At 32.9% G+C, this 19,918-nt stretch carries 12 protein-coding genes; 11 read left to right on the top strand and 1 reads right to left on the bottom strand.

All coding sequences use genetic code 11. The features are described from left to right. The first annotated feature begins 30 nt into the window (after nucleotides 1-30). The 7 genes from J1D01_RS00760 to J1D01_RS00730 all read left to right on the top strand — a co-directional run bounded on the left by J1D01_RS00760 (nucleotide 31) and on the right by J1D01_RS00730 (nucleotide 12,233). Entirely contained in the window at nucleotides 31-1,134 is a 1,104-nt protein-coding gene (locus tag J1D01_RS00760; RefSeq protein WP_421149520.1) for a TolB family protein, read from the top strand. Between the two features lie 72 nt (nucleotides 1,135-1,206). After that, complete coding sequence (gene lepA, locus J1D01_RS00755; RefSeq protein WP_372935585.1) at nucleotides 1,207-3,003, top strand: translation elongation factor 4; 1,797 nt, start codon at nucleotides 1,207-1,209, stop codon at nucleotides 3,001-3,003. 280 nt (nucleotides 3,004-3,283) lie between these two features. Then, nucleotides 3,284-4,486, top strand: a complete 1,203-nt coding sequence (glgA, locus tag J1D01_RS00750) for a glycogen synthase (RefSeq protein WP_421149519.1) — start codon at nucleotides 3,284-3,286, stop codon at nucleotides 4,484-4,486. A 30-nt stretch (nucleotides 4,487-4,516) separates the two neighbouring features. Then, nucleotides 4,517-5,785, top strand: coding sequence for a glucose-1-phosphate adenylyltransferase (locus J1D01_RS00745; protein WP_372935581.1), 1,269 nt, complete (start codon nucleotides 4,517-4,519; stop codon nucleotides 5,783-5,785). A gap of 37 nt (nucleotides 5,786-5,822) precedes the next feature. Continuing rightward, entirely contained in the window at nucleotides 5,823-7,763 is a 1,941-nt protein-coding gene (locus tag J1D01_RS00740) for an alpha-1,4-glucan--maltose-1-phosphate maltosyltransferase (RefSeq protein ID WP_421149518.1), read from the top strand. 18 nt (nucleotides 7,764-7,781) lie between these two features. Further along, on the top strand, nucleotides 7,782-9,689 hold the full coding sequence (gene glgB / locus J1D01_RS00735) for a 1,4-alpha-glucan branching protein GlgB (RefSeq protein WP_421149517.1): 1,908 nt from the start codon (nucleotides 7,782-7,784) through the stop codon (nucleotides 9,687-9,689). Nucleotides 9,690-9,833: 144 nt separating this feature from the next. Beyond that, nucleotides 9,834-12,233 (top strand): glycoside hydrolase family 31 protein, encoded by a 2,400-nt coding sequence (locus J1D01_RS00730; RefSeq protein ID WP_372935575.1) that lies wholly within the window; start codon nucleotides 9,834-9,836, stop codon nucleotides 12,231-12,233. Nucleotides 12,234-12,247: 14 nt separating this feature from the next. Here J1D01_RS00730 and J1D01_RS00725 read toward each other — a convergent pair whose 3' ends face one another. Continuing rightward, nucleotides 12,248-14,074, bottom strand: coding sequence for a cation:proton antiporter (locus tag J1D01_RS00725; protein WP_372935573.1), 1,827 nt, complete (start codon nucleotides 14,072-14,074; stop codon nucleotides 12,248-12,250). A 100-nt stretch (nucleotides 14,075-14,174) separates the two neighbouring features. Here J1D01_RS00725 and J1D01_RS00720 point away from each other — a divergent pair, with 100 nt between their 5' ends. From J1D01_RS00720 to J1D01_RS00705, 4 genes are all read left to right on the top strand, one after another. After that, nucleotides 14,175-15,023: a universal stress protein gene (locus tag J1D01_RS00720; RefSeq protein WP_421149516.1), complete on the top strand. Its 849-nt coding sequence runs from the start codon at nucleotides 14,175-14,177 to the stop codon at nucleotides 15,021-15,023. Continuing rightward, nucleotides 15,020-17,221, top strand: coding sequence for a SulP family inorganic anion transporter (locus J1D01_RS00715; RefSeq protein ID WP_421149515.1), 2,202 nt, complete (start codon nucleotides 15,020-15,022; stop codon nucleotides 17,219-17,221). Before J1D01_RS00720 ends, J1D01_RS00715 begins: the two co-directional genes overlap by 4 nt. Nucleotides 17,222-17,369: 148 nt before the next feature. Beyond that, nucleotides 17,370-18,230, top strand: a complete 861-nt coding sequence (locus tag J1D01_RS00710; RefSeq protein ID WP_421149514.1) for an MBL fold metallo-hydrolase — start codon at nucleotides 17,370-17,372, stop codon at nucleotides 18,228-18,230. Nucleotides 18,231-18,254: 24 nt separating this feature from the next. Beyond that, nucleotides 18,255-19,865 carry a S8 family peptidase gene (locus tag J1D01_RS00705; protein WP_372935565.1) on the top strand — a complete coding sequence of 537 codons (1,611 nt, stop codon included), beginning with the start codon at nucleotides 18,255-18,257 and terminating at the stop codon, nucleotides 19,863-19,865. Nucleotides 19,866-19,918 lie beyond the last annotated feature (53 nt).

Below are 19,918 nucleotides of genomic sequence, written 5' to 3'. Positions count from 1 at the left end.
ATTTACGTTTATACAAATTTAGTCATTACAATGCATAAGATATATGTTATTATTCTGGTTTTAATTATAATAGGTTGTAAAAACCAATCAAAAAAACCATTAGAATTAGAAAAGGAAGTTAAAACCGAAACAGAAAACAATCCATTAATTTTTCCTGGAGAAAAACACTTTAAATCTATTAGGCAAATAACACATGGAGGTGATAATGCTGAGGCCTACTGGAGTTTTGATGATTCTAAATTAGTATTTCAATCTAACTTTAGTAAATGGAATGTGAGTTGCGACCAAATGTTTTTAATGAATTTTAACGACACTTTTGATTCTGTGGCACCACCTATGGTTAGTACCGGAAAAGGCAGAACTACCTGCTCTTATTTTTTACCAGATAACAAGCATATAATTTATGCATCAACCCATTTAGCAGATGAAAACTGCCCTGATACCCCATTAAGAAAAAACGGAAAATACATTTGGCCCGTTTATGACTCTTATGACATTTTTGTGGCAGATTTAGAAGGAAATATTGTAAAGCAATTAACCCATGAACCTGGTTACGACGCAGAACCAACCGTATCACCAAAAGGCGACAAAATTGTATTTACCTCAACCCGTAGTGGCGATTTAGAATTATACACCATGAATTTAGATGGAACCGATGTAAAACAAATTACTAATGAATTGGGTTACGATGGAGGCGCATTTTTCTCGCCAGATGGAAGCAAAATAATTTTTCGCTCATCAAGACCTAAAACAGAACAAGAAATTAAAGAATACAAAGAGCTTTTAGCAGAAGGGTTAGTAGAACCAACCGAAATGGAATTATACATTTGTAATGCAGATGGTAGTGATTTACGCCAATTAACAGATTTAGGAAATGCTAATTGGAGCCCGTTTTTTCATCCATCAGGAAAAAAAATTCTGTTTTCTTCAAATTTTGAATCAGAACGCGGTTTTCCATTCAACTTATATTTAATTGATATTGACGGTAAAAACCTAGAACGCGTAACCCATAGTAAAACCTTTGATGCCTTTCCTGTGTTTTCTAATAACGGTAAATATTTAGCATTCTCTTCTAACAGAAATAATGGCGGCGGAAGAGATACTAATCTATTTATTGCAGAATGGCAAGATTGATTGCTTTTCAGTAATAGTGAAAAACTCAATATTTAAACTATCTTTGCGCCTCTATTGTAGTAAGAAACAGGTATGAAGAACATTAGAAACTTTTGTATTATAGCACACATAGACCATGGTAAAAGTACCTTGGCAGACCGTTTATTAGATTATACGGGTTCTGTAACCGCTCGTGAAAAACAAGACCAACTTCTTGATAACATGGATTTAGAGCGAGAACGCGGTATTACCATTAAGAGTCATGCTATACAAATGGATTATGAATATGAGGGAGAAAAATATGTTCTTAATTTAATTGATACCCCAGGTCATGTAGATTTTAGTTATGAAGTTTCTAGAAGTATTGCTGCCTGTGAGGGAGCCTTACTTATTGTTGATGCTGCACAAAGCATACAAGCACAAACCATTTCTAACTTATACTTGGCTTTAGAAAATGATTTAGAAATAATTCCTGTTCTTAATAAAGTAGATTTACCTAGTGCTAGCCCTGAAGAAGTAACAGATGATATTGTAGACCTGTTAGGCTGTGACCCCGAAGAAGTTATTCACGCTAGTGGTAAAACCGGTTTTGGTGTAGACAATATTTTAAAAGCTATTATAGAACGTATTCCTGCTCCTAAAGGAGACCCTAATGAGCCTTTACAGGCCTTAATTTTCGATTCGGTTTACAACCCTTTTCGTGGCGTAGAAACTTACTTTAGAGTTATAAATGGTTCTATTAAAAAAAATCAGCAAATAAAATTTATTGCAACTGGTAAAACCTACGGTGCCGATGAGGTTGGTACACTAAAATTAAAACAACTGCCTAAACAAGAAATTAAAGCGGGCGATGTAGGTTACGTTATTACAGGTATAAAAGAAGCTAAAGAAGTAAAAGTAGGTGATACCATTACAGATGCCGTAAACCCAACCCAAAATGCTATTGCTGGTTTTGAAGATGTAAAACCAATGGTTTTTGCAGGTATTTACCCCGTTGATACTGAAGATTTTGAAGAGCTCAGAGCCTCTATGGAAAAACTACAACTTAATGACGCGTCTTTAGTATTTCAACCAGAAAGTTCTGCTGCTTTAGGTTTTGGTTTCCGTTGTGGGTTTTTAGGTATGCTTCATATGGAAATTATACAAGAACGTTTAGAGCGTGAGTTTGATATGACTGTTATTACAACCGTGCCAAACGTAAGCTACCACGCGTTTACCAATAAAAACCCCGATGAGGTTATTATTGTAAATAACCCATCTGATTTACCAGACCCTTCAACCTTAAACCGTGTTGAAGAACCTTATATTAAAGCAACCATTATTACCAAAGCCGATTTTGTTGGTAATGTTATGAGTTTGTGTATTGAAAAACGCGGACAAATAACCAACCAAACCTATTTAACTACAGAACGTGTAGAACTTAATTTTGATATGCCACTGGCAGAAATAGTTTTTGATTTTTACGATAGATTAAAAACCGTATCAAAAGGATATGCTTCTTTTGATTACCACCCTATTGGTATGAAACAATCAAAATTAGTAAGATTAGATGTTTTGTTAAACGCACAATCTGTTGATGCACTTTCTGCTTTAATACACGCCGATAATGCACACACCATTGGTAAAAAAATGTGTGAAAAATTAAAAGAATTAATTCCACGTCAACAATTTGATATTCCTATTCAAGCTGCTATTGGCGCAAAAATTATTGCTAGAGAAACCGTAAAAGCACTTCGTAAAGATGTTACAGCAAAATGTTATGGTGGTGATATTTCGCGTAAGCGTAAACTTTTAGAAAAACAAAAAAAGGGCAAAAAACGTATGCGTCAGGTTGGTAATGTAGAAATTCCACAACAAGCTTTTATGGCAGTGCTTAAACTGAATGATTAATATAATCTTGTTTTAATTACCTAAAATCATTTTTTTCATTTTATAAAGACTTCATTAAAATTTATAAAATATTATCAGAAAATTTAGACTTTTGTTAAATTTCTTTAACAAAAAAATTCATTTTCCTTAATAATGCTTTTTTTTCTTCAAAAATGAGATTTCAACAAAGTTATTAACAATATTTTTGTAAGTTTATGTGATAACGGTCATATACTTGTTTTGGTTTAAGCCGTCACTAAACAACAAAAATTATTTGTAATAGAATTTTCGAGAAATCTATATGAAAGCACTTTTTTACACTAGAGAGTTTCCACCATATGTTTATGGTGGAGCAGGCGTACATGTTGAATATTTAGCCGATGAATTATCTAAATTAATGGATTTAGAAGTGAGATGTTTTGGCGATCAAGATTTAAAAGATGGTAATTTAAGTGTAAAAGGATTTCCTTTTGAAGATGGTGTTTTTAAAAATTCTGATGACAAACTAAAATCGGTATTTAAAACACTTAGTACAAGCCTACATATGAATGCCAATACAGTTGATGCCGATATTGTTCACTGCCACACTTGGTATGCTCATTTTGCTGGCATTATCTCTAAGCTTTGTTATGGTACACCACTTGTAATTACAACCCATTCTTTAGAACCATTACGCCCATGGAAACGCGAACAATTAGGACGTGGTTACGACGCTTCTTCATGGGTTGAAAAAACAGCCATTGAAATGGCCGATGCGCTTATTGCCGTTTCAGAAGAAACCAAAGAAGATGTCATTAAACATTTTAATGTTGATGAAAATAAAGTAAAGGTAATTTACAATGGCATTAATCTGCAGCAATATATCCAAACTTCAGAAACCTCAACCTTAGATGTTTATGGTATTGATAAAACCAAACCCTATGTGCTTTTTGTGGGGCGCATTACACGCCAAAAAGGAATTATTCACTTAGTAAACGCCATAAAATATATTGATCCAGAAACTCAAGTTGTACTTTGTGCTGGCGCACCAGATACCAAAGAAATTGGTGAAGAAATGAAGCAAGCCGTTGACCAAGTTAAAAAAACAAGAGACAACGTTATCTGGATAGACAAAATGGTTACTAAAGAAGAGATAATTCAGCTATATTCTCATGCCGATGTATTCTGCTGTCCTTCTATTTATGAACCCTTCGGAATTATAAATATTGAAGCTATGGCATGTAATACCGCTGTTGTAGCAAGTGCCGTTGGGGGCATTAAAGAAGTGATTGTTGATGGTGAAACTGGAATTTTAGTGCCTTTAGAACAACAAAAAGAAGCACCTTTTGAACCTATTGACCCTGATAAATTTTCAAGAGATTTAGCTAATGGAATTAACAAAGTAATAAACAATGACACCTTAAGAACTTCAATGGCAGAAAAAGGCAGGAAGCGTGTTGAAGATTACTTTGATTGGGTTGCCATAGCAAAACAAACAGAAGATCTTTACAAGTCATTAATATAAATCCATTACAAACTATTAAAGTAACTAAATATGATTAATAATAAAGTTTTAGCCATAATTTTAGGTGGCGGTCAGGGCTCTAGATTATATCCTTTAACAGAAAAACGCTCTAAACCTGCAGTTCCTATTGCAGGAAAATATCGGTTGGTAGATATTCCTATTTCAAATTGTTTAAATGTAGATATTAAACGTATTTATGTGCTAACACAATTTAATTCTGCGGGTCTAAATAAACATATTAAAAACACCTATCATTTTAGTTTTTTTAGTAGTGCATTTGTTGATGTTTTGGCTGCAGAACAAACCCCAGACAATAAAACTTGGTTTCAAGGAACAGCAGACGCTGTAAGACAAAGCATGCATCATTTTTTAGGTAATGATTTTGAATATGCTTTAATTTTATCTGGAGACCAATTATATCAAATGGATTATGATAAAATGATTCAAGCCCATGAAGAAAGTGGTGCAGAAATTTCTATTGCTACCATTCCTGTAAATGCTAAAGACGCAACAGGGTTTGGAATTCTTAAAGCAAACCAAGAACACATAATTACTTCTTTTGTTGAAAAACCTGATGCTAGCTTACTACCAGAGTGGACCTCTGAAGTAAGTGATGATATGAAAGCTCAAGGTCGTAATTACTTAGCTTCAATGGGTATATATATCTTTAATAGAGATTTATTAGTTAAGTTAATGAAAAATGAAGAAACCATGGACTTTGGTAAAGAAATCATCCCCCAAGCTATAGATTCTCATAAAACTCTAAGTTATCAATACGAAGGATATTGGACAGACATTGGAACCGTAGAATCTTTTTTTGAAGCTAACTTAGGGTTAACCGATGATATCCCAAAATTTGATTTATATGACAAACATAAACGCATATACACACATGCTAGAATGCTTCCAACCACAAAAATTGCAGACACTATCTTAGATAGAACTGTAATTTCAGAAGGTTGTATTATTAGCGCATCTAAAATTGAAAAATCTGTAATTGGTATTAGATCTAGAATAGGAAAAGAATCTACAGTAATCAATACCTACATGATGGGTAATGATTATTATGAAACCCTAGAAGAAATGGAAAATAATAAAATTGAAGTGTTAATGGGTGTTGGAGAACGCTGTTTTATTAAAAACTGTATAATTGATAAAAACTGCCGTATAGGTGATGACGTTAAAATAAATGGCGGCCCACACCTTGAAGATACCGAAACAGACACTTATTGTATAAAAGATGGCATTGTTGTTCTAAAAAAAGATGCAGTAATTCCAAAAAACACAATTATACAGTAACAAAAAATAATTATTATTTCTCTTATTAACCAAAACCATGCAAGACCAAAGACGCGTTGTAATTGATTATGTCTCGCCAAGTATAAATTGTGGTGAGTTTTATATAAAACGAGTAGTAAACGAAATTGTAAACATAAGAGCACATATACTTGCAGATGGCCATGATGTATTAGAAGCCTCTGTACTTTACAAACATCAAAATGAAAAAAAATGGCATGAAACCAGAATGTCTCTTGGGTATAACAATGAGTGGGATGCAGCTTTTTCTGTTACAAAACAAGGATTTTACAGTTATAAAGTAGAAGCTTGGGTAGATTATGCACTTAATTGGAGACACGGTATTATTAGAAAAATTGATGATGGACAACATGTTACATCAGAATTTTTAGAAGGTGCTGAATATGTAAAAGCCATTATTAAAAAAGTATCATCAAAAGATGATAAAGCGTATTTAGAAAACCTTCACACTATTTTTAAAGATGAAAATAAATATGATGAAGCTATAAATGAAGCTACTTCAGATAGGTTATATCAACTGTTTTATAACTATCCTGTAAAAATTCTTGAAAACACCTCAAAAGAATATAAAGTATATGTAGATAGAAAAAAGGCAAGATTTAGCACTTGGTATGAATTCTTTCCACGTTCTGCATCAGAACACGAAGGTGTTCACGGCACTTTTAAAGATTGTGAACGTTTATTACCAAGAATTAAAAATATGGGGTTTGATGTAGTTTATCTGCCACCCATTCACCCTATTGGAGAAGTTAACCGAAAGGGGAAAAATAATACTACTGAAGCACAAGCAGATGATGTTGGCTCTACATGGGGTGTAGGTTCGCAATACGGCGGCCATAAAGATATTCACCCGCAATTAGGAACTGTAGATGATTTTAAATCACTCATCCAAAAAGCAAAAGAAAACAACCTTGAAATTGCAATGGATTACGCATTACAAGCTGCTCCAGACCATCCGTGGGTAAAAGAACACCCAGAATGGTTTAAATGGAGACCTGATGGTACTGTACAGTATGCCGAAAATCCTCCAAAAAAATACCAGGATATATTACCCATTTATTGGGAAACTAAAGATTATAAAGCCCTTTGGGAAGAATGCCTAAGTATTTTACTTCACTGGATTGATTGTGGTATAGAAATTTTTAGAGTAGATAATCCGCACACAAAACCTTTTTACTTTTGGAACTGGATTATCACCAAAGTAAAAGAAAAACATCCAAATGTTATCTTTTTAGCAGAGGCTTTTACGGCTCCTAAAATCATGCAACAATTAGCAAAACAAGGTTATACACAATCTTACACCTACTTTACATGGCGAAACACCAAGCATGAAATAATTGAATATGTAGAAGAACTCACTAAAACAGAGTTAAAAGAATATATGCAGCCTAATTTTTGGCCAAATACACCAGATATCAATCCGTTTCACCTACAAGGTGCTGGCGAATCTAAACACATACAACGCTACGTACTTGCAGCAACCTTAAGTTCTAGTATTGGTATTTACGGACCTGTTTTTGAGTATATGCTATCAGATTCGTTACTTGGAAAAGAAGAATATTTAAATTCTGAAAAATTCCAAATAGCCCATTACAACTGGGATATAAAAAATAAACTCATTACTATAATTGCCAAAGTAAATTATATAAGGCACTTTAATGAAGCGCTTCAGCAAACAAACAACATAAAGTTCTGTTACATAGAAAACGATAATTTAATGGCGTTTTACAAATGGAATGACGCTAAAACTAATCACATTTTTGTAGTTATAAGTTTAGATGCCTACAATTCTCAACAAGGAACCGTACAAGTACCATTGCATGAACTAGAAATCAATGCAGGACACACCATGGAAATGCACGATTTAATTACAGATAGCAAATATAACTGGAGTAATGAATGGAATTTTGTAGAGTTGCACCCAACCCTACCATTTCATATATTTAAAATAAACAAGTAATACAACTAACTATTAACTATGGCACACGTTAAACCCTATAGCTTATTTACAGAATTTGATATTAACCTTTTTAAAGCCGGAAAACATTTTAGGCTTTATGAAAAATTTGGCTCTCATCCCGTTACTGTAGATGGTATTGATGGTACCTATTTTGCTGTTTGGGCTCCAAGTGCAAAACAAGTTTCTGTAATAGGAGATTTTAACTATTGGATTGAAGGCGAACATCAACTAAACGTTCGTTGGGATGAAAGTGGTATTTGGGAAGGGTTTATTCCTTTAGTTGGTAAAGGCACTACTTATAAATATAAAATACAAAGCCATCATAATGATATAAAAACAGAAAAAGCAGATCCTTATGCAAGACGTTGTGAGCACCCACCAAGTACTGCATCAATAGTTTGGGATGACAGCTACAAATGGAAAGATAAATCTTGGATGAAAAAGCGTAAAAAAAACAATGCTATAGATGCGCCTTTTTCTGTTTACGAAGTCCATTTAGGCTCATGGAAAAGAAATCTTGAAGAAGACCGGTATATGTCTTACTATGAGTTAGCAGATGATTTGGTAAACTACGTTAAAGAAATGAATTTTACCCACGTAGAATTAATGCCCATCATGGAATTTCCTTATGACCCCTCTTGGGGCTACCAAATTACAGGATATTTTGCACCAACATCACGTTTTGGATACCCCGAAGAATTTAAATATTTGGTAGATAAACTACACCAAAACGATATAGGTATTATTTTAGACTGGGTACCATCACATTTTCCTGAAGATGCTCACGGATTAGGGTTTTTTGATGGTTCACACCTATATGAGCACCCCGATAAAAGAAAAGGGTATCATCAAGATTGGAAAAGCTTGATTTTTAATTATGAAAGAAACGAAGTACGTTCTTTTTTAATTAGTAATGCCATTTTTTGGTTAGACCAATATCATGCAGATGGTTTAAGAGTTGACGCCGTTGCCTCAATGCTTTTCTTAGATTACTCTAGAGAAGACGGTGAATGGGAACCTAACATTTATGGCGGAAGAGAAAACCTTGCAGTAATTGATTTCTTAAAACAATTAAATGAAGAGGTTTACGCCTCCTTCCCAGATGTGCAAACCATTGCAGAAGAATCTACCGCATTTCCAATGGTATCTAAACCAACATTTATGGGAGGATTAGGGTTTGGTATGAAATGGATGATGGGTTGGATGCATGATACCCTAGAATATTTTGCTAAAGACCCCATATATAGAAAATATCATCAAAACGATATTACCTTTAGTTTAGCCTATGCTTTTACAGAAAATTTTATGCTACCCTTATCTCATGATGAGGTAGTTTACGGTAAAAACTCTATTTTAGGCAGAATGCCTGGTGATGAATGGCAACGATTTGCTAATCTAAGATTATTATACGGCTATATGTTTACGCACCCAGGAACCAAATTACTGTTTATGGGAGGCGAATTTGGACAATACAATGAATGGGATTTTCAAAATAGTTTAGACTGGAATTTGTTAGATTTTAAACCCCATAAAGACACTCAAAGCTATTTTAAAGAACTTAACACACTATATAAAACTACCCCTGCTTTATACGAAAAAGGGTTTAGCGGCGAAGGTTTTGAATGGATAAGTTTTGATGACCACGAAAACTGTGTAATATCATACATTAGAAAAGGCTACCAAGAAGAAAACAACGTAATTGTAGTATGTAATTTAACACCAACTGTTAGAGAAAACTATAAAATAGGTGTTCCCAATAAGGCTAAAATTAAAGAAATATTTAACAGTGATGCTAAAAAATTTGGAGGTAGTGGCGTAAGTAATCCAAGACAAATTACAGCTAAAAAAGACCCATGGAACGGTAAAGACTATTCAGCAGAAATAACGCTTCCGCCCTTAGCCATCACCGTTTTTCAAATTAAATAATTTATATTTTATAAATATCGAAAATTTAACATAATTACTTTTGCATTTTAAACAAAAATGTAACCTTATTTTTAATAAATAGTAACCTTTATATTTTACTAATTTTACTATTTTAGGCACCTAAATAACTGACTTACAGATTTTATGATATTAAGTACTGAATTAGAATACAAAGGGAATTTATTTCCTTCAAATATAGTAGACTACGTTAAAGATGTAGATATATTACAATTTACTACATCTAACAATGTAATATTACAACTAACCGTATTACGAGATAGCGTTTTAAGGTTTAGATACTCAACCGTTGGAAAGTTTAATAAAGACTTTTCTTATGCCATTGATGAAGATGCTAGCCGTGGCTATAATCATCTTGAAATTACAGATGACGATGAAAAATACATAGTAACCACCGCCAAACTTATTTGCCATATTTATAAAGTTGACTTAAGAGTTTCTATTCTTGATGCCATTGACAAAAAAATTATTTGTGAAGACGAATTAGGATTTCATTGGGAAGAAAGCTACGAATTAGGTGGCGATATAGTTAAAATGAGTAAAATAGCCCAAAGTGGTGAAAGTTATTATGGTTTAGGTGATAAACCAGAACACATAAACCTAAAAGGCCGCAGATTTGAAAATTGGGCAACAGATTCTTATGCTTTTGGAAAAAATACCGATCCTATTTATAAAGCCATTCCGTTCTACACAGGTTTACACAATGGTAAATCTTACGGAATTTTCTTTGATAACACCTTTAGAACGTATTTTGATTTTTGCCAAGAAAGACGCAACGTAACCAGTTTTTGGGCATCAGGTGGTGAAATGAATTACTATTTCTTCTACGGTCCTAAAATGGAAGATGTAGTAGTTAGTTATACAGATTTAACAGGCACTCCAGAATTACCCCCTTTATGGGCGCTAGGATACCACCAATGTAAGTGGAGTTATTATCCAGAATCTAACGTTAAAGAAATAACTAAAAAATTTAGAGATCTAAAAATTCCCTGCGATGCTATTTATTTAGATATTGATTATATGGAAGGGTTCCGTTGTTTCACTTGGAGCAAAGAATACTTTCCAGATCCTAAACGCATGGTTAAAGAATTAGCCGATGATGGTTTTAAAACCGTGGTTATAATAGATCCAGGTATTAAAATAGACATGGAATACGATGTTTTCCGTGAAGGTTTAGAAAAAGACTATTTCTGTAAACGTGCCGATGGCCCATATATGAAAGGTAAAGTATGGCCAGGGGAGTGTTATTTCCCAGACTTTACAAGACCAGAAGTACGCGAGTGGTGGGCAGGATTATTTAAAGAACTTATTGCCGAAATTGGTGTAAAAGGGGTTTGGAATGATATGAATGAACCCGCTGTTATGGATGTTCCTGGTAAATCATTCCCTCCAGACGTGCGTCATGATTACGATGGCAACCCATGCTCACACCAAAAAGCACACAATATTTACGGTATGCAAATGGCTAGAGCCACATATCATGGCTTAAAACGTTTTAACTACCCTAAACGTCCGTTTGTAATTACACGTTCTGCTTATTCTGGTACCCAACGTTACACCTCAACTTGGATGGGAGATAATGTTGCTACATGGGAGCATTTACAAATAGCCAATATTCAAGCACAACGTTTAGCCTTATCTGGTTTTTCTTTTGCAGGATCTGATATTGGTGGATTTGCAGAACAACCTAATGGCGAATTATATGCCCGTTGGATTCAATTAGGTGTTTTCCATCCATTTTGTAGAACACACTCTTCTGGAGATCATGGAGACCAAGAACCTTGGACTTTTGATAATGAAATTACAGATATTGTTAGAAAGTTTATTGAAATTAGATATCAACTATTACCCTATTTATACACCACTTTCTACCAATACTACCATGATAATATCCCCATGTTAAAATCTTTAGTGTTATTTGACCAAGAAGATGCTCAAACACACTACAGAACAGACGAATTTATTTGCGGAAATCAAATTTTAGTATGCCCTATTAACGAGCCTAATTCTAAAGGAAGACGCATGTATATTCCTAGAGGAGAATGGTATAATTATTGGACCAAAGACATGACTGTTGGCGGAAAAGAAACTTGGGTTGATGCAGATTTAGACAGCATGCCATTATTTATTAAGGCAGGTGCTATTATTCCAAAATTTCCAGTACAGCAATATGTTGGTGAGAAAGAAATAGAGCAGCTAACACTTGATGTTTACTATAAAAATGGTAAAGAAGATTCTGAGTTATATGAAGATGCCAATGATGGTTATGATTATACCAAAGGGCGTTACAGCTTAAAGAAATTTAACTTTGCTGGTAATGAAGATAAAATCATTATTAGAATTCATAAAAGGGGGCAGTTTAACACATCTTATGATACCTTTAAAATAAATGTTTATGGTTTACCATTTAAAGTAAAATCTATTAAGGTAGATAATGAATATGTAGATTTAAAAGATGTGCAATTTAAAGATAACTCTTTAGTAGTTACAAAACTATTTACAAACCTACAGTTATTAGCAGATTAAGCTTTAACTATAAACTAATTAACTAAAGGCTTTCCTAGGTATACCAAACGAAAGCCTTTTTCTATTTTAGTATCCTTTTTATTATAAGATGAAATTATTTCAAGAACGCCTTTATGGTCTTTTATTAACAACGGAATAATGTTTTCATCTGTATTGGCTATCTCAATTAGTTCTTCAAAATGTTTTCTGTCATTTAATTCAATCTCATGAATCATTGGATAATTTCTAGCAACCTTAGTTAAAGAATTAAAATCGCTTGTTTGAGAAAACAATCCTTCCTTCGGGCTCTTTTCTGGGTCGTTTATTTCATCAACAGTAATTAATCTAAACGTTCCCTTTTCACCAAATTGTTCACTAAACTTATTAATAGCATAATTATTAATATCTGCACTTCCGGTAAGAGCCATTAAAAAACCAACATCATTAAGTTCTATATTATCTTCTAAAGTTTCAGAATAAATATCTGTATTAAAAGCTTCTAATCCCATTTCTTGGGCTTTTTTTACATTATTTTGGTTGCTATCTATTAATACTACATGTCTTTGATTATCAACCAAATACTTTCCTATTAACCTAGATACAGGAGAAGCACCAACAATTAAGATACCTCTAGAATCTTTTAAAAACACCCCAACTAATTTAGCAAAATAACGTGCCGTAGTTGCATTTAATAAAACCGTACCTAAAACAATCATAAATACTAAAGGTGTAATATAATTAGCGTTTACAACGTCTTCAGCCATAAGTTTACTGCCAAAAAGTGATGCAATACCTGCGGCTACAATTCCTCGTGGCCCTACCCAACTAATAAATAACTTTTCATTAAAAGATAAAGAAGACCCATAAGCACTTAAAAACACACCTAAAGGCCTAATTATAAAAACAACCACAGCAAATAATAAAGCCGTTTTCCAATTGGCTAAAAGTAATAAGTTATCAAAATTAATATTTGCCGCAAGTAATATAAATAACACAGAAATTAAAAGCACACTTAAAGACTCTTTAAAATACAGTACTTCTTTTAAATATGAACCATTTTTGTTTCCCAAAACCATACCCATTACCACAACAGCTAATAATCCAGACTCATGAGCAAAACTATCAGACAATACAAATACACCCAACACCGCAGAAAGTGAAAATACATTCATTAAATAATGCGGAATTAGTTTTTGCTTAATTAAAAAATGAAGGGCGTGCGCAAAAGCAAACCCAAATGTACAACCAAAAAGAATAATTTTAGCAAACTCAATTAAAGCCGTTTTAGTAAAGCCTCCGCCACCGCCAACAAATATAAATTCAAAAACCAAAACCGCTACCAAAGCGCCTATTGGGTCTATTAAAATACCTTCCCATTTAAGCACAGTTGAAACGTCTTTTTTTAACGGTATGTTTCTTAAAATGGGTGTAATTACAGTGGGTCCTGTTACAATTATTAATGCAGAAAAAAGAAAAGATAATTCAAAGTCTAAATTAAAAATATAGTGTACTGCAAAAGCCCCAGCAAAAAAAGTAACTAAGGAGCCTAAAGAAATTAATTTGGTAATAACACCACTAATATTTCTAATTTCTTTTAATTTTAAAGTTAAACCACCTTCAAAAAGAATAACGCTAATAGCTAAAGAGACAAAATAATATAATCCTTCTCCAGGAAATAAGCCTTTTTTTCCGTTCCAAATAGGCTCAATCCACTTGTAACCATCATCACTTAAATATTGGGCAGCAATAGGGCCAACAAATAACCCAATTAAAATTAGGGGTAAAATAGCAGGAATTTTAAATTTCCATGCAAACCATTGGGCTAAAATTCCTAGGATAATAATTCCTGACAGCTCTAACATATAATCATCTTGTTTTATGAGTTTACTAATTTAAGTAAAACCAACGATTTTATATTTTTAAAAAAATACTATCTTTCAACTTTAGTAAAAGTTAAAGCATTTGTCGTTACAACCTTTTAAAAGTATTGCTATAGGTGCAGCATTCTCACCTAATTTAAAAGCCAACCTTTACGAAGCGGCTAGACTATCTCTATTCTTTGGGGCTAAATTGTTTTTAATTCATGTTGGAGAGAAATCTGAAGACAAAATTAAAACGCTTAAAGTATTTTTAAATCCGTTTAAAAAAGACAACTTAGAATATGAAGTAGTTTTTAAACCTGGTAATCCGGTTGAAGCCATATTAACAGTTAATGAAGAAAAAAATATAGACCTTTTAATTCTTGGAGCCGTTCAACGCGAACGTTTCTTAAAATACTATGTAGGCTCTATTGCTAGAAAAATTACTAGAAAAGCTAAATGCTCTGTTTTATTACTTATAAAACCTTCAATAGAACGGGTTCGTTGCCAGCATATTGTTGTAAATGGGTTAAAAGATCCAAAAACAGAACAAACCATAAAAGCTGCTTTTTATGTTGCCAAAAAACTACAAGCAGAAAAAATAACTATTGTTGAAGAAATTAACCAAGAACAAGTTTCTGTGAAAATTGATGATGATAAATCGCTTCGTAAAGCAAATATTATCAAAGAACGTATAAAAATGCGTGAAAACTCTAGAGTAAAAGAAATTATTGAACATATACCTGAAAAATACACAAAAAATATTGCCATAAAATCTCAACCTATTTTTGGAAAACAAGGCTATTCTATAGGCCATTATGCGCAAATATCTAGAGCCGATTTATTAGTAATGAATGCGCCAAGTAAAATGACTTTTTGGGATAGATTATTTCCTCATGATATTGAACATATTTTAACCGAATTACCAACCGATGTGTTAATCTTACAATGAGCCCCAGAAGAAATAAAATAAAGGACTTTTTTAAAGTACTACCAAAAAATATTTTTTCTGGTTTTGTGGTTAGTCTTATTGCGCTACCTTTAGCTTTAGGATTGGCAATGGCTAGTGATGCGCCACCCATAGCAGGTATAATTGCAGCAATAGTTGGTGGTATTATTGTTTCTGTTTTAGGTGGTAGTCATGTTACTATTACGGGTCCTGGAAACGGACTGGTAGGTGTGCTTTTAGTAGCTATTACTACACTTGGTTTAGATAGTGCCTATGCTGCTATAGTTTGTTCTGGTGTTCTTATAATGGCTTTAGGCTTTTTTAGAATGGGAAAATTAGCCGATTTTTTTCCATCTTCTGCCATTCAAGGTATGCTTGCTGCTATTGGTCTTATCATTCTTGGAAAACAATTCCATATAATGCTTGCTCATAAAATTGCAAAAGAAGACGCTTTAGAATACCTTATTGAGATTCCTTATACTATAAATGATGCTATTCATTACGAAAATAAAGGTCTCATTTTTGCAGCCCTAGCAGGAATTATCAGTTTATCTATTATGATGTTTTATGCCAAACTTAGAAATAAGTATTTACAATTGGTTCCAGCACCTATGTGGATTGTTATTCTATCTATTGGGTTTAGTTATTATTTTGAATTAGTACTTCATGAAAAAAACCCTATTTCTAAACAATATATGATTTCTGGAATTCCTGAAATTCAAGAAATTATTGCCACTATTAAATTGCCTTTATTTTCTAAAATTGGCACAATATCATTTTGGTCTAGCGTAATAGCTATCACATTAATTGCAAGTATAGAATCACTTTTAAGCATTAAAGCAGTTGATAAACTAGACCCAGAAAAAAGACGCTCTAACGTAAATAAAGATTTAAAAGCATTAGGTTTAGCTACTATTGGCAGTGGTTTTTTAGGTGGCCTTAACGTAGTTGCTGTCATTGCAAGAAGTTCTGTAAATGTTAATAATGGTGCTAGTAATAGATCTTCAAATTTTATGCATGCCACTTTTTTAGTGTTATTCATTGTACTGTTTAGCACCCAATTAACACGCATTCCTTTACCTGCTTTAATGGCTATTTTAGTATATACCGGCTACAAATTGGCATCACCTAAAGTTATTACTAAAATTTTCTCTATTGGTAAAGAGCAACTTGTTATCTTTTTTGTGACGTTGTTTGTAACTCTTAAAATTGGTTTAATAACGGGTATTTTGGCTGGTGTTGTTACCACATTTATCATTCATATTATTCTTAATAAAAGTATTTCATTATTTATAAGAAACGTATTAAAACCGAATGTTTTAATGTATCAAGAAGCTCAAGGTAATCATAATTTTTATGTAAGCGTAAAACATTTTTGCAGTTTTTTAAATTATTATAAACTAAAAAATAAATTAGATGCTGTTCCTGAAAATGAAGATGTTATTGTAGATTTTTCAATGTGTAGCTTTGTAGATCATACTGTTATGGAAAACATGCATGATTACCAAGAATTATTTAAAAAGCGTGGTGGTAATTTTGATGTTATAGGTTTAGATATGCATGATACAGATTCTAAACACCCTTTTGCCTTAAGAAGGTTACTGCCAGTGCCTAACATTATAAAAAATAACTTAACGCGCCGTCAAACCAGTATGGAAGAGTTGGCTGCAGACTATGAATTAAAATACAGTTCTAAAAAACATAAAAACGTAGATTACTTAAACAGTTTCTTATTTTTTAACACCAAAAACATCAACCGCATTTACAACCAACTATTTTTTAAAGATGGCACAATAAATTTATTTGATATTGAATTTTCTGAAGGTGAATTTATTGCCAAAGAAGTTATAAGGTCTACTATGCTACACATAAAACTAAACATTACCATTCCCGAGTTTACACTAGATAGAGAAGGCTTTTTAGAACGTGTTTACGCTTTTGCTGGCTTTAAAGATATACCCATTCAAGACCATACTGATTTTTCAAGGCGTTTTTATTTATTAGGAGATAATGAACAGGCTATAAAAACGTTTTTTAATGATGATTTAATTCATTTTTTTGAAAGCAACCCCTATTACCATGTAGAATCTAACGGAACATCTTTGTTAATTTTTGGTAAAGAACGTTTAGCTAGTATTAAAGAAATTAAAGCCCTTTTCGATTTCGGAAAACGCCTCAAAGATGTAATTTCATCTGTTTAATGCAATTTTTTACTTTAAATTTCTTAATAAACTCTTAACAATTCTATAGATTTATATAAGATTTCTTAATTTTACTCACAAAGTGAAAGTTATCAAAACACATATATTAAAAACATAACTCAATTTGCACTTTCCTTTATAATATGTTATGAATCTATACCCTATAAACGCTGGGAATTTTAAGTTAGATGGAGGTGCCATGTTTGGGGTAGTTCCTAAATCTTTATGGCAAAAAACCAATCCCGCAGATGCCAATAACATGATTGATTTAACAGCGCGTTGTTTACTTATTGAAGATGGCAATAGGCTAATATTAATAGATAATGGCATGGGTAATAAACAATCTGATAAATTTTTTGGATACTATCACCTTTGGGGAGACTATTCGTTAGACAAATCTTTAAAAGAATATGGTTTTCACAAAGATGATATTACAGACGTGTTTTTAACCCATCTTCACTTTGATCATTGCGGAGGAAGCATTCAGTGGAATAATGATAAAACAGGTTATGAACCCGCTTTTAAAAATGCACACTTTTGGAGCAATAAAAACCATTGGGAGTGGGCTACCAAACCTAACCGACGAGAAAAAGCTTCTTTTTTAAAAGAAAACATTTTACCAATGGAAGAAAGTGGACAGCTAAAATTTACAGCAGTTCCAAACACCGATATCTTAAAAAACTCAGAGTTAAATTTTGATATCTTTTTTGTTGATGGACACACCGATAAACAAATGATTCCTATAATTAACTACAAAGGTAAAACCATTGTTTTTATGGCAGATTTATTGCCAACCGTTGGGCATTTACCCATTCCTTACGTTATGGGTTATGACACACGTCCTTTATTAACATTAAATGAAAAAGAAAAATTTCTTAACCTAGCAGCAGAAAACAACTATTACCTATTCTTAGAGCATGATGCACATAACGAAATAATAACAGTAAAACAAACAGAAAAAGGAGTTAGGCTAAAAGCCACATACACAACGCAAGAAATATTCAATTAAAAAAAACTAAAATAATTATTACATATGAGAACATTTAAAATGTTAACCGCTACAACATTTTCTGCCTTAATTATGGCTGGTTGTGGTACCGCAAATATAATTTCAACACCCATTGAAAATATAGACAAAACCCCATTAAAAGTTTCAGAACTAACAAAAGCTGAAAAAGAAAACTGGGGACATTTAGATTTAGTAAAAGACACCATTCCTGGTATGAGTGTAGATAAAGCCTATGCCGAAATAATTAAAAATAAAAAAGGAAAAAAAGTAATAGTTGCAGTTATTGACTCTGGAATTGACATTGACCATGAAGATTTAGATGACGTAATTTGGGTTAACAAAGATGAAAAACCAAACAACGGAATTGATGATGATAAAAACGGATATGTTGATGACGTACATGGTTGGAACTTTTTAGGAGATGGTTATGATGAACAATTAGAATATGTTAGAATTTTAGCAAAAGGCGATAAAACCAACCCCGATTATGATAGAGCCTTAGAAGAATATAACAAAGAATACCCAAAATGGATGGAGCGTAAAACACGCTATGAGCAAATACTTGCTCAAGTTTCAAGTGCTCATGAAACTTTAACAAATCATTTTGGTAAAAAAGATTACACCAAAGAAGAGGTTAATGCTATTAAAACTGAAGATGAAGGATTAAAACAATCTGTACAGTTAGCAAAATATATGTTTAGCAATGATTTAGACTCTTTAGAAGATGCAGTAAAAGAACTAAACAGTGGGTTAGAAAGCATAAACGAACGTTTAAATTATAACCTAAACAAAGAATTTAATGGACGCGTAAATGGTGATGATCCAGACGATTTTACAACTAAATATTACGGTAACGGTAATGTAAAACCCGTTAAGAAAAGTGAAAGTCATGGTACTCATGTTGCAGGTATTATTGCTGCAGAACGCAACAATGGTTTAGGAGCTAATGGTGTTGCTAATAATGTTGAAATTATGAGCATAAGAGCTGTACCTAATGGTGATGAGTACGATAAAGATGTAGCCTTAGCCATTCGTTATGCTGTTGATAATGGTGCAAAAGTTATAAACGGAAGTTTTGGTAAGAGCTTTTCTCCACACAGTGACTGGGTTAGAGATGCTATAAAATATGCTAGTGATAATGATGTGGTTTTTGTACATGCTGCAGGGAATGATAGTAAAGATGTAGATACAGCACCTAATTTCCCAGATGATAATGTAAATTATGTAGAAATATCTAACACATATATAAGAGTTGGAGCTTTAGCACCTAAATATGGATCTAACATGGTTGCAAGCTTTTCTAACTACGGTAAGAAAAATGTAGATATTTTTGCTCCTGGAGCTTCGGTTTATTCTACCACTCCAGAAAATGAATATATGACTAAAGGAGGAACATCTATGGCGGCTCCTGCTGTTGCTGGTGTTGCTGCTTTAATTCGTTCTTATTATCCTAAATTAAGTGCTGCTCAGGTAAAACAAATTATTATGGACTCTGGTTTAGCTATTCACACTAAAGTTATTGTTGGTGGTAATAGTGATGATGTTCGTCCATTTGCAGACATTGTTAAATCTGGTAAAATTGCCAATGCATACAATGCCTTAATAATGGCTTCAAAAATGTCTAGCACAAACTAATTAAAACCTTGTCTCACTTGTACACACAAAGCTAGCTAATGTGTATTTTCTGG

Origin of the sequence: Seonamhaeicola sp. NFXS20 (assembly GCF_049132085.1) — a bacterium.
Classification (GTDB): Bacteria; Bacteroidota; Bacteroidia; order Flavobacteriales; family Flavobacteriaceae; genus Seonamhaeicola.
This window is presented reverse-complemented; position numbering and strand designations above follow the sequence as displayed.

What these genes read in the sequence shown, in the direction of transcription:
- J1D01_RS00760 (WP_421149520.1), top strand. Translation starts at nt 31, where the DNA reads ATGCATAAGATATATGTTATTATTCTGGTTTTAATTATAATAGGTTGT.
- lepA (WP_372935585.1), top strand. Translation starts at nt 1,207, where the DNA reads ATGAAGAACATTAGAAACTTTTGTATTATAGCACACATAGACCATGGT.
- glgA (WP_421149519.1), top strand. Translation starts at nt 3,284, where the DNA reads ATGAAAGCACTTTTTTACACTAGAGAGTTTCCACCATATGTTTATGGT.
- J1D01_RS00745 (WP_372935581.1), top strand. Translation starts at nt 4,517, where the DNA reads ATGATTAATAATAAAGTTTTAGCCATAATTTTAGGTGGCGGTCAGGGC.
- J1D01_RS00740 (WP_421149518.1), top strand. Translation starts at nt 5,823, where the DNA reads ATGCAAGACCAAAGACGCGTTGTAATTGATTATGTCTCGCCAAGTATA.
- glgB (WP_421149517.1), top strand. Translation starts at nt 7,782, where the DNA reads ATGGCACACGTTAAACCCTATAGCTTATTTACAGAATTTGATATTAAC.
- J1D01_RS00730 (WP_372935575.1), top strand. Translation starts at nt 9,834, where the DNA reads ATGATATTAAGTACTGAATTAGAATACAAAGGGAATTTATTTCCTTCA.
- J1D01_RS00725 (WP_372935573.1), bottom strand. Translation starts at nt 14,074, where the DNA reads ATGTTAGAGCTGTCAGGAATTATTATCCTAGGAATTTTAGCCCAATGG.
- J1D01_RS00715 (WP_421149515.1), top strand. Translation starts at nt 15,020, where the DNA reads ATGAGCCCCAGAAGAAATAAAATAAAGGACTTTTTTAAAGTACTACCA.
- J1D01_RS00710 (WP_421149514.1), top strand. Translation starts at nt 17,370, where the DNA reads ATGAATCTATACCCTATAAACGCTGGGAATTTTAAGTTAGATGGAGGT.
- J1D01_RS00705 (WP_372935565.1), top strand. Translation starts at nt 18,255, where the DNA reads ATGAGAACATTTAAAATGTTAACCGCTACAACATTTTCTGCCTTAATT.